Annotated in this window: 10 protein-coding genes; 7 read left to right on the forward strand and 3 right to left on the reverse strand. The window is 40.9% G+C overall.

Annotation, left to right across the window (positions count from 1 at the left end; translation table 11 throughout):
* Positions 1-74: 74 nt before the first annotated feature.
* The gene (locus V7122_RS17675; protein ID WP_335527916.1) at positions 75-1457 is read right to left on the reverse strand and encodes a VWA domain-containing protein; all 1383 of its coding nucleotides are present in this window, start codon (positions 1455-1457) and stop codon (positions 75-77) included.
* A gap of 289 nt (positions 1458-1746) precedes the next feature.
* Positions 1747-3192: a DEAD/DEAH box helicase gene (locus V7122_RS17680; RefSeq protein WP_335527919.1), complete on the reverse strand. Its 1446-nt coding sequence runs from the start codon at positions 3190-3192 to the stop codon at positions 1747-1749.
* 357 nt (positions 3193-3549) lie between these two features.
* On the opposite strand from V7122_RS17680, the gene V7122_RS17685 reads away from it, so the two are divergent.
* On the forward strand, positions 3550-4581 hold the full coding sequence (locus tag V7122_RS17685) for a fatty acid desaturase (protein ID WP_335527923.1): 1032 nt from the start codon (positions 3550-3552) through the stop codon (positions 4579-4581).
* 68 nt (positions 4582-4649) lie between these two features.
* Positions 4650-5195 carry a response regulator gene (locus tag V7122_RS17690; RefSeq protein ID WP_335527927.1) on the forward strand — a complete coding sequence of 182 codons (546 nt, stop codon included), beginning with the start codon at positions 4650-4652 and terminating at the stop codon, positions 5193-5195.
* A gap of 100 nt (positions 5196-5295) precedes the next feature.
* On the opposite strand, the gene V7122_RS17695 is transcribed toward V7122_RS17690, so the two are convergent.
* Entirely contained in the window at positions 5296-5655 is a 360-nt protein-coding gene (locus V7122_RS17695) for a DUF1360 domain-containing protein (RefSeq protein ID WP_335344186.1), read from the reverse strand.
* 451 nt (positions 5656-6106) lie between these two features.
* Here V7122_RS17695 and V7122_RS17700 point away from each other — a divergent pair, with 451 nt between their 5' ends.
* The 5 genes from V7122_RS17700 (at position 6107) to V7122_RS17720 (ending at position 12265) form a co-directional block, all read left to right on the forward strand.
* Positions 6107-6880: an enoyl-CoA hydratase-related protein gene (locus tag V7122_RS17700; protein ID WP_335344179.1), complete on the forward strand. Its 774-nt coding sequence runs from the start codon at positions 6107-6109 to the stop codon at positions 6878-6880.
* 149 nt (positions 6881-7029) lie between these two features.
* A complete protein-coding gene (locus V7122_RS17705; RefSeq protein ID WP_335344180.1) occupies positions 7030-7902 on the forward strand; it encodes a 3-hydroxyacyl-CoA dehydrogenase in 873 nt (290 codons plus the stop codon).
* A complete protein-coding gene (locus V7122_RS17710) occupies positions 7899-9104 on the forward strand; it encodes an acetyl-CoA C-acyltransferase (protein WP_335344181.1) in 1206 nt (401 codons plus the stop codon). Before V7122_RS17705 ends, V7122_RS17710 begins: the two co-directional genes overlap by 4 nt.
* Positions 9105-9206: 102 nt before the next feature.
* Complete coding sequence (locus V7122_RS17715; protein WP_335344187.1) at positions 9207-10190, forward strand: NAD(P)H-dependent flavin oxidoreductase; 984 nt, start codon at positions 9207-9209, stop codon at positions 10188-10190.
* A gap of 131 nt (positions 10191-10321) precedes the next feature.
* The gene (locus V7122_RS17720; protein WP_335344182.1) at positions 10322-12265 is read left to right on the forward strand and encodes a translation factor GTPase family protein; all 1944 of its coding nucleotides are present in this window, start codon (positions 10322-10324) and stop codon (positions 12263-12265) included.
* Positions 12266-12296: the final 31 nt, after the last annotated feature.

The raw sequence follows: 12296 nt of genomic DNA on the forward strand, positions 1-12296 counted from the left end.
TACAATTAAAAAGGGGAATCATGGCCAATCGTGAGCCGTGTTTCCCTTTTTTGCTTTTCAGACAAATATTTTTATCAGTGAATTTTGCTTGTTTCTCTAAGAATCAACCCATTATCAGAAGCAGCCCGAACCCAACCAGGATACTCGGCCATAAGCAAATCATATAACTCATGATCGGAAATCGTTTGCGGATCTTCCACACTGAAGAAGTTAGCATTATCCAGATAACGTCCTGTTAAGTTATCTAACTCCTCCAGGAAGGAAAAATCGGATTGGAACGCTCTGAAGAATCCTCTAGCCTTTGTCCCTTTATTTGATTTTCCGATCGCCATAAATTGCCAAAAAATTGGTTCGTAAGAGGAGCTTTGAATATGGCTGATTGTTTCCTTTTCATCAAAGGTTGCACCATCAGTCACAAACATTACATAGACTGGTACGTCATTAGGCAGAGGATTATTCCGCCTATCTGCTGAACCAAAGTAATGATTGCGGATTGTTTTCATGACCTTCCCATAATACGTGCTGCCCTCTAATGGATATTGTCTAATTAACCGATTGACAAAGCCGTTAAAGTTATCAATCGTCAATTCTCCAGCATCATGAGCTTTTGCCCCAAATAAGAAAATATCAATGGAGCCATCATCATCAAAGCGCGTACCGAGTGCTAATATCCTTTCTGCAAATTCTTGGATTTTTCCGGAGCGGTACAGATTTGCCATTGAGCCTGATATGTCTAAGCAAAGTGCAACCTTGGCTTGATGGTTTTGTAAGCCAACCTTTTGTAAGCTGACTGTTGCTTTTTTGGAAAGGTCCAAAATTTTTGGTGCCTGCTGCTCCATCTTCTTTTCTAACATAATTCTTTTAGTATTGATTGGCTGAGGGGGAGGAGTTGGTGCAGCTTGTGTAACTGGCGAAGATGCAGGCTGCTGTGGGCTCTCCTCAGCCACTTCACCGCCAAAATCCTTCAATAAGGCAGCTAGTCCACCATCAAAGCCTCGACCAACAGAAGAAACCCTCCAAAGCGATTTATAATAGATTTCCGATATAATAACTGCTTTTTCATTGCTGAAATCGGATCCTTGAAAAGAATATTCCATGATTGGCTGTCCATTTGCTTTTACGACAAAAGATCCGGAAGAAATCATCCCCATTGTTCCATTTCCGTCAATGGTTGCTGTAAAGACTAAATATTGAGAAGTGGGTGGCAGCTTGGATAAATCGATTAAAAAAGTTCCGCTGCCGCTGTTATGGGATTGCAGCTGAATTTCATTTAAAGGTGAATGAAGCTGGTTATAGAAGATCATATATCGGTCATCGGCAATTTTTTTGTTTTCGTTTAACCCAAAGCACGTAATGTCAACTTCAAAACCGGACGCAACATTTATTTCGACCTGAAGCTGAGTGGAAGGGGTGAAATCGGACAATTTAACCTTTTCTCCACGAATTAAAGATTTCATAAGTGCTCCTCCTTTAAGCAATGGTATTATTTGTATTGTATAATAAAATCGTTCACCATGAACGCTGTTTTTATTGGAAACCACCGAAACTTTCGTCATGAGGCTTCAGAGTACGCTTTTACATAAGAGTTCACACAAATCGCTCGTCATGACCACCTCTGAAAAGGGAAAAAGTATTTGGATGATGCAATGTGGAATGAAATTACATGGGAGGAAATAAATAGAGGTTTCTTATAGAATAGATAAAGGACAATTATTTGTGTTTATAATCGTCCTTTATGTCTTTTAATTATTTTATTGCTTTACTAACTTTTAATTTCTTTCCTTTGACTGTTGTATTCTCCATTGCTTGTAAAACTAGTGAGCCTTTTCCGTTAAGAATATCAACATATGACAGATGATCCTTGACCGTAATAATTCCAATATCATTTGCTGTGACTCCAGGGATTTTTGCAATCGTTCCAACGAAATCTACAGCTCGAATCTTTTTGTTTTTTCCGCCGCTGAAATGAAGTTTCATGATATCTTGGTTTATTCGGGCAGTTTTATTATTTTTAACGGCTCTGCGGCCACTCATTTTTTCTTGGAAGGCAGCTTTTCCTGCAGCCACTTCTTGATATTTAGGAGCTTCCATAACAGGTATCTCGAAGCCAATATACTTTTCAATTGATTTCAGGAATTTTCCTTCATAAGGTGTTGCAAACGTGATCGCTTTGCCTTTGCTGCCGGCACGTCCAGTCCTACCTGTACGGTGGACATAGCTCTCTTTTTCCAGAGGAACGTCAAAATTGATCACAAGTGTCACATTATCAATATCAATTCCTCTTGCAGCTACATCGGTGGCCACTAGATAACGGAAATTTCCCATTTTGAACCCATCCATAACGGCAAACCGCACTTCTTGTTCTAACCCTCCATGGATTCGTTCACAAGAATAATTGGATTCTTCTAATTCGGTAAACACTGTATCTACATTTTCTTTCGTTCTGCAAAAAATAAGACAGCTATCTGGATTTTCAACGATCGTAACATCTTTAAGAAGTGAAATTTTCTCTTCTTCTTTCACCTCGATTAACTGATGTTCAATGGTATCCGATGTTACCCCAGTAGACTCAATCTCAATATGAATAGGATCCTTCATATATTTATGACAGAGATTTTCAACATCCTTAGGCAGCGTTGCGGAAAATACCATCGTTACTCTATCTAAAGGAAGTTCATTTATTATCGCTTCTACTTCATCGATAAAACCCATATTGAGCATTTCATCCGCTTCATCTATGATTAGAAACTTTATTTGGTCTAAAACTAAGGTTCCTCTTTCAATGTGGTCTATGACACGGCCAGGTGTACCTACGACCGCATGAGTTTTTTGTTTTAATTCGTCTTTTTGTTTCGAAAAAGGTTCTTTTCCATATAGGGCGGTAGCTTTGATTCGTTTAAACCTTCCGATATTCGTGATATCTTCACGAACTTGAACAGCAAGCTCCCTCGTTGGTGTTAGAACTAATACCTGTGGCTTTTTTTCCTCCCATTCAATCATTTCGCAAATAGGTATGCCAAAGGATGCAGTTTTCCCGCTGCCTGTTTGAGATTTAACAACAAGATCCTGCTTTTCGAGTGCTAATGGCAGGACATCAATCTGAACCTGTGTGGGAGTTTTATATTTTAATACAGCTAGTGCTCTCTTTATTTCATCACTTAAATGGTAATCAGCAAAACTTTTTTCATTCATGTATTAACCTCATTTTTCATTTTTTCCAATTCATGTATAGGATTCTCTCAAAGAATGATCATATGCATGATGTGAATATCGTTCATTATACTTGAAATAGAGGCCAAGTTGGATTTTATTTTTAAAAAAACAACTGGTTATCAAAATGAAGCTTCATGAGGAGGTTGCTCCATTTAAGCCTAAAATGGCGGCTTTTGTTGCTTATATTCCGCGAATGCATTTTACAGAATTTGTCTTTAAATTGATCTTGTACATTACGTTTGTCATGCCGTGTATATGACACCTGCTACTAACAACTCCAAATCCCTTACTTTATAATTTAAATTAACAAGGGAAACAAGGAAGGAATTAAAATAAATGACCTTACAAAATACGAAGAACTTGAGAAAACAAGTAGCTCCATTTGAAAAATCAACGACAAAAGAAAGTGTATGGCAGCTCATCAATACGGTCGTTCCATTTATTACATTATGGTATCTTGCTTATTTAAGCCTGTCCGTTTCTTATTGGCTGGCTTTAGTACCTATTGTGATTGCAGCAGGTTTTTTAACAAGAATTTTCATTATTTTTCATGATTGCACCCATCATTCCTTTTTTAAAGATCGCCGTGCTAATCGAATAGTTGGAACAGCCATGGGTGTTATAACAATATTCCCTTTTGATCAGTGGGGGCATGAACACTCCGTTCATCACGCAACAAGCGGGAACTTGGATAAACGGGGCACTGGAGATATTTGGACGCTTACAGTAGATGAATATTTAGCGGCGCCGCTTAGACTTCGCTTAGCTTACCGTTTTTACCGTAATCCTTTCGTTATGTTTGGATTAGGACCTATTTATGTATTCCTCCTTAAAAATAGATTTAACCGTAAAGGTGCCAAAAAGAAGGAGCGCATGAATACTTATTTGACGAATGTTCTTATCGCTGCTCTAGTAGCATTGCTCTGCTGGGCTGTAGGATGGCAGTCATTCCTTCTTGTTCAAGGATCGATTTTCCTACTTTCTGGTTCAGTAGGCATTTGGCTGTTTTATGTACAGCATACGTTTGAGGATTCTTATTTTGAAGAAGATAAAGATTGGGAATATGTGAAAGCGGCAGTGGAAGGAAGCTCCTTTTACAAGCTTCCAAAACTTATGCAGTTCTTAACTGGAAATATTGGTTTTCACCATGTTCATCATTTAAGCCCGAGGGTTCCAAATTATAAACTAGAAGAGGCACACAATAATACGCCTCCTTTACAAAACGTTCCAACGATCTCTCTTGCCACAAGTTTGAAGTCACTGCGATTCCGTCTATGGGATGAGAAAAATAAGAATTTCGTTAGTTTTAAAGAAGTTAAAGCTTTAGTTGAAAAGAGAGTTTCCGTTCAAGTAAAACCTGAATTGTAACTTTAGCTGGCTCCCCAATTATAGGGAGCTTTTGTTTAATGGTGCATATAGATAAGGGGAGAACGTAAATGATTCGAATTGTCATTGCTGAGGATCAGGAAATGCTGTTAGGGGTTATAGGTTCGCTTCTAAATATGGAAAGTGACATGGAAGTGGTCGGTCAGGCAAGGAATGGAGAAGAGACCCTTATCCTTATACAACAATTGCAGCCCGATGTTTGTATTATGGACATAGACATGTCCGGAATGAGCAAACTTGAGGTAGTAGATGCCTGCATGACAACAGGGTGTAAGGTAATTATTTTATCAACCTTTGCAAAAACAGGCTATTTTGAAGGTGCCCTGAAAGCGGGTGTAAGAGGTTATTTATTGAAGGACACCCCAAGCGAGGAGTTAATCGCCTCGATACACAGCATTATGAAAGGGGAATACATCTACTCCTCCGAGCTACTGGATAAGGATTCTAGAGATAACGAACAAGGAATAGAAATGTTTGAACGGTTGACAGATAGTCAAATCATAAATGAAGGCTCTGATCAAAAAAGCAACAAAATTGTATCCTTCAAAAGCTTTTTTTCCACAATCATGGATAAAATGAAGTTGCCGGCAGGATAGGTATTAATAGAGAATATTCAAAGTCCAATCCCTCAGTATACTAAAGTATTTCTGTACTGGGGGATTGGACTTTGTTTTTCAATCCTGGGGTCGGTCTTCTCTAATTGGAATTTGAATTATGTTTTATTTGCTCATTATACAATTCAGTTCTTTTGATATTTACCCCAACAAACGTTTCCAAGATGGCTTGTCCACCTGCAATGGCAAGGATGAAAATAATAAATTTAGCAATGGAGGGAAGGAAAAGATAACTTGTACAGAGCAGGATTGCAGACCAAATTCCTGTGCACCAATAACAGGTTAAGAGGTAACCAATCATGGATTTTGGTACCTTTTTGATTTCATGGTCGGGAGTTTCCTTTTTCGTTAAAAAAAGATTTCTTAAAGGTTCTGCTATTTTATCAAAAACGATTAAATGGGTTAAACGATAACTTGCTAAAATAATCATCATAAAAGCCATCCATGATATATCCAATAGGGAATCCTCCTAAATGTTCCTGTTTTTAGTATCACCGGATAGTATCCATATTATTTTAAGAATCATGAGAGAATTTTATGCAGTCTAAGAGGTTGAGAGTAACGGGTATTTATGTCGAGAAAAAAGTTTTCTATAAATGTCTGAATATATTTACAATTCATATAACGATAAACTACAATAGCGTTATAAAGGTGTAATATAATTAATCATTTCCTATAGATTTAATAGGAGGGGCAGAAATGCCAATCTTACAATGGTGGCTGAAAAGAGAAATTAGAACAATTTATCAGGCGGAATGAGGCAGGGGATAAGATCGAAGCAATGTTTTGTAGGAATCGAGGCAAAAACCCTCACATGGAACTGTTCAATGTAAGTGTTTTATAGGAGGCAAGGAAAGAAAACTGAATTATAAAGGAAAGTAGGGGGGAATTGCATGTTTGAAACGATCCGTTATGACGTTAAAGATGGAGTTGCCTGGCTTTACTTAAATAGGCCAGACAAACTTAATGCGTTTACTGCGCAAATGAACCGTGAAATAAAAGACGCCGTAAGAAGCGCTTCAAAGGACGATAAGGTACGCTGCATAGTTATTACAGGCGAGGGCCGGGCGTTCTGTTCCGGCCAAGATTTATCAGAAGTCGATGAAAAAATGGATCATGGCGATGTGCTAAGAAACCATTACGGCCCGATGGTTAAACAATTGAGACAATGTGAAAAGCCGATTATCGCAGCAGTAAATGGAGTAGCTGCTGGAGCAGGATTTTCCCTTGCACTTGCGTGTGACTTTAGACTAGTTTCAGAGAAAGCGAGTTTCGTAAATGCTTTCATACATGTAGGGCTCATTCCAGACTCTGGAAATCTCTATTTTCTAAGTCAGCTCGTTGGTCATGCAAAGGCGGCAGAGCTCGCTATATTGGGAGAAAAAGTGCCCGCTGAGGAGGCCGTTCATATTGGCCTTGCGAATCGGATGATCCCAGTGGAGGCTTTCGAGAAAGAGGTAAGCAGCTTTGCTTCACGCCTTGCATCTATGCCAACGAAGGCGATAGGTTTAATCAAACGCTCACTGAAAGCAGTTTCCACTCTATCCTTTGAAGACTATCTAGAACACGAAGCACAAGGCCAGAGAGCGGCTGGATTAACAGCTGATCATCGTGAAGGCATTGAAGCATTTTTGCAAAAAAGAAAGCCTATTTTTTTAGGAAAATAATAAGGTTAGTTACACAAGTAATACACGCAGAGTAAGAAGCTTTATTTTGAGGAAAAATTCGCCAAGGTAAATATAAATATATTAGTTAAGACCCAGAGAAATAAGGTTATCTTTCCATACTCATTGAATGCATAAGGAGGAGAATCGATATGATCACCCGCATTGTGGTTGTAGGGTCCGGCGTAATGGGCAGAGGCATTGCCTATGTTGGAGCAGTTGGCGGATATTCAGTCACATTAGTAGACATTAATGAATCAGCTTTGCAAAATGCCAGGCAGGAAATTGGCTCGATTTTTGAAAAAGGCCTGTTACGGGGGAAAATTTCTCCAGAAGAAGCAGTAAAAGCCCGTGCTAATTTAGGCTATGAAAGTAACTTGTCTAAAGCAGCTTCAGTTGCTGATTTAATCATTGAAGCTGTCCCTGAAATAGCAGCAATCAAAAAACAAGTGTTTGAAATAATGGAAGAGCATGCATCTGAAAGCTGCATCTTTGCTACTAATACATCCACAATGAGTCCAACAGAGATTGCTTCTTATGCCAAACGACCAGAAAAAACAATCGCGATGCACTTCTTCAATCCTGTACATAAAATGCCTCTCGTAGAAATTGTCCGCGGCTTGGAAACGAGTGAGGAAACAGCAAATGTCATCAGGGAAGTAGCTGTCAAAATGGGGAAAGAAACAGTCGTAATTAATGAATTCCCAGGATTCGTAACGAGCCGGATTAGTGCCCTTGTCGGCAACGAAGCGTTTTATATGCTTCAGGAGGGACTCGGAACACCTGAAGAAATTGATAAAGCGATTAAACTTGGCTTGAACTATCCAATGGGGCCATTTGAACTCGTTGACCTTGTCGGCCTTGATGTCCGTTTAAACAACCTAAAATATTTACATGAAAAGCTTGGCGAGAAATACCGCCCGGCACCGCTACTAGAACAGTACGTCAAGGCCGGACGTCTAGGTCGAAAAAGCGGAAAAGGTGTTTATGACTATACGAACAAGGAAGAGATGGTAAAAAAATGAGAGAAGTAGTCATTATTGATGCTGTCCGTACACCGATAGGCAAATATAAAGGAGCTTTAAAAGATGTAAGACCAGATGACCTAGGTGCTGTTGTTATTAAGGCACTTATCGAAAGAAACCCTAAACTTCCCCCAGAAAAAATTGAAGAGGTTATTTTTGGCAACGCGAATCAGGCCGGGGAAGATAACCGAAATGTAGCGAGAATGTCTGCTTTGCTTGCGGGCCTTCCAGTGGAAGTCGGCGGTACGACCATCAACCGCCTGTGCGGATCTGGCTTGGATGCGGTCCTGTATGCAGCAAGATCCATTGCTGTTGGCGAAGGTGATATTTTTATCGCGGGCGGAACAGAGAGTATGACACGTGCACCGCTCGTGATGGCAAAGCCTTCTCAGGACTATCCGCGCGGCAATATGGAATTGCAGGATACAACGATTGGCTGGCGCTTTACGAATCCAAAGCTGAAAGAAATGTACGGCACGGACTCCATGCCGCAAACGGCTGAAAATGTCGCACAGCGATATAATATTTCACGAAGAGACCAGGATCAATTTGCCTTTGAAAGCCAGCTGCGTGCGAAAAAGGCGATGGAGGAAAATCGTTTTTCAGAGGAAATTGTCCCGGTTATTTACAAAGACCGTAAAGGAAATGAAATTATTGTAAATACAGACGAGCATCCACGCCCAGATTCTACACTGGAAAAGCTCGGCAAACTCAGACCGCTCTTTGAAGGCGGTACAGTAACAGCTGGCAATGCCTCAGGAGTAAATGACGGAGCTTCTGCCCTGCTATTGATGAGCGCTGAAAAAGCTAAAGAATTGGGCTTGAAGCCGCTGGCGAAATATGTGACAGGTGCAACAGCGGGGCTTGAGCCAGCCGTTATGGGACTTGGTCCGATTTATGCATCAAGAAAAGCGCTTGAACGGGCAGGTTTAACAGTAGATGATTTGGGACTGGTCGAATTGAATGAGGCGTTTGCATCTCAATCGCTTGAATGTATTCATCGGTTGGGACTTGATCAAAGTAAGGTGAACGTTAATGGGGGGGCGATTGCTTTCGGACATCCGCTTGGCGCAAGCGGTGCCCGCATTTTAACGACACTTCTTTATGAAATAAAGAAACGTGATGAAAAATATGGCCTTGCGACAATGTGTATCGGTGTTGGCCAGGGAATTGCTGCTATTGTTGAGAATGTAAATGAATAGTCCTATTTATTGAACAACACTTTCAAACAGGCTGTCCAGAACCGCCCATTATATAGGCAGGCGATGGGCAGTCTTTTTATAGAGAAAGGATGAAGGATAATGATGAAATCTGTTTGTGAATTGCTTCAAATCAAATACCCGATTATCCAGGGTGGAATGGGTAATATCAGCAATGCACAGCTGACAGCGGCTGTTTGCGAAGCGGGAGGTCTTGGGACAATTGGCTGCGGCACGATGGCACCAAATGAAGTAGAAAAAATTATTCTTGAAACGAAGCAGTGCACGAATAAACCTTTTGCTGTAAATATCGCGGTTAGTGTATCTCCTTATACGAAGGAGCTAATTGAACTCGTGATTAATCACCGTATTCCAGTTGTATCCTTATCAGCGGGAAATCCTGCTCCTTACATTCCAGTGCTTCATGAACATGGTGTGAAGGTAATTGCCCTCGTTGCATCAGTAAAGCATGCCAAAAAAGCTGAAGCGGCTGGAGCGGATATTTTAGTAGCGGAAGGCTATGAGGCCGCAGGGATTAACTCTAGTCTGGAATTAACAACATTTACGCTTATTCCGCAAATTGTGAAGCATGTGAGCATACCAGTATTGGCAGCTGGTGGCATCGGAGACGGCAAAGGCCTAGCGGCAGCACTGATGCTGGGTGCAAGCGGAGTGCAAATGGGTACTAGACTAATCGCGACAAAAGAAGCACCATTTCACGATTTATATAAACAGAATCTTGTTAACGCAGGCGACACAGAAACGATGATTTTTGGCCGCAGTGTTGGTCAGGTCAGAAGAATTTTAAAAACACCATACGCGAAGACTCTTCATGATCGGGAAAAAGCGGGAATGACATTAGAGGAATATGCAGAATGGACATCGGAAGAAAAACATATTAAAGGTGCGATTGAAGGCGATTTGGAAAATGGATTTATGAACAGTGGCCAGATTGCGGGGTTAATCGAAGATGTTCCAAGTGTGAAGGAACTGCTTGTTGACATGATGGAGGAAACGGAAAGACGGTTAACCGAATCAGCACAAGAATTTGCAGCGTTTCGAAAAAGCAATCGGAACAAAAGCGTGTAAGAGTTCAAATTCTATGGGAATCTACGAAAAAGTGGAAACGAACCCGTACCCCGCCCCACTTGTACCTCAAACTTGCTATAATGATAACTACTAGAACAGACCTAAGCGGAATAAGGGGCGTTAACATACAAATGAACAAGACAATTGGAATATTAGCTCATGTCGATGCGGGAAAAACCACTTTTTCAGAACAGCTGCTTTACCATACAAAAACGATCAAGAAACGGGGACGGGTTGACCATCAAAGTACCTTTCTTGATAGCCATGAAATAGAAAGGCAGCGTGGTATTACCGTTTTTGCTGATCAAGGGATCTTTGAATTTGGGGATGCTACCTACTATTTAATTGATACTCCGGGGCACATCGATTTTTCTCCAGAAATGGAACGAGCTATTCAGGTGATGGATTTGGCCGTTATTATCGTCAGTGCTGTTGAGGGGGTAGAAGGTCATACGGAGACGGTTTGGAATCTGTTGAAAAAACACAGCATTCCAACCTTTTTCTTTATTAATAAAACTGATAGAGCTGGTGCGGATATTGACCGAGTGTTAGATGAAATACGCAGTAGTTTAACAGTAGATATTTGTGACATAACATCCTCTTTAACTGATGGAATAATGGAGGATGAATTAATCGAATTCCTAGCTGAGAGGGATGAGGAATTACTAGCATACTATTTGGATAAAGGATACGAACCTCAATTATGGATCCAAAAAATGCAAACAATGGTTCAATCAGCTCAAATTTCTCCCCTATCAAGTGGGTCAGCTCTTCAGGATATAGGTGTGAAAAGCTTTCTAGAGAAATTGGAATTACTATCAGTGACGAACTTCCCTCTGAATACGCCTTTTTCCGGCAGGGTCTATAAGGTTCGTTATGAAAAAAATGGGACAAGAATCACTTTTATAAAGGCCTATACTGGTACGCTACGTGTACGGGAAGAGATGAATTATGGCGATGGAATAACGGAAAAGGTAACACAAATTCGCCGTTATAATAGCAGTCAATATGAACAAATCGATCAAGCTTGCGCTGGAGAACTTTTTGCAGTTACAGGAATTACAGGCGCATCCGTTGGTGATGGAGTTGGGGCACTAAAGGAAAAAGCTGTATACGAAATAGTGCCAACTCTTCGCTCAAAAGTCGTGTTTGAGTCTGGAGTGAATGTGAAAGAGGTTTTGCGATATTTTCGTATGCTTGAAGCAGAGGACCCTTCGCTTAATGTAAAGTGGGAGGAGAGTTTGCAGGAAATTCACCTGCATGTTATGGGAGCCATTCAGCTTGAAGTGCTAGAGGAATTAGTTAGAGATCGGTTTCATTTAAACATTGCTTTTGAAGAGCCTGAAGTTCTTTATAAGGAAACTATCGAAACAGAAGTGATTGGGTACGGGCACTTTGAGCCGCTTCGTCATTATGCAGAGGTTCATGTGAAATTAGAGCCAGGAAAAAGAAATAGCGGGATTGTTTTTGTAAGTCAGTGCCATACTGACCATTTATCCATTGGCTATCAAAATTTAGTCGGCCAGCATGTTCAAGAACGGGAGGTTCATGGTGTGCTTACCGGCTCGCCTCTTACAGATTTAAAGATTACGCTGCTGACCGGGAAAGCTCACAATCAGCATACCCATGGGGGTGACTTTCGGGAAGCCACTTATCGGGCTTTAAGACAAGGATTAGAAAAGGCACGCAACGTATTGCTTGAACCTTACTATCAATTCAAAATCAAAGTGGATTTAGACCAAATGGGCAGGGTGTTATCGGATATTCAAACGGCATACGGCCGCTTTGATCCGCCAGTGACGGAGGGCGAAAAAGCAATTTTGACGGGAATTGTTCCGGTTGCAACCTTTATAGATTATGGAACAGTGCTGGCTTCTTTTACTCATGGCAAAGGGCGTATTGCATTAACGTTTGCAGGCTATGACCGATGTCATAACGAGCAGGAGGTCATTGAACATATCGGGTATGATAAAAATGCGGATCCTGATTTCACATCCGCCTCTATATTTTGTGCAAAAGGACAAGGCTATTCGGTGAAATGGGATGAGGCTGAGGGTATGATGCATTGTTTATAGGGCAATTGGGGGAGGGCCCCGCCTATCGGGC

This window comes from Bacillus sp. JJ1532 (genome assembly GCF_036965085.1).
Taxonomy (GTDB): Bacteria; Bacillota; Bacilli; order Bacillales; family Cytobacillaceae; genus Cytobacillus.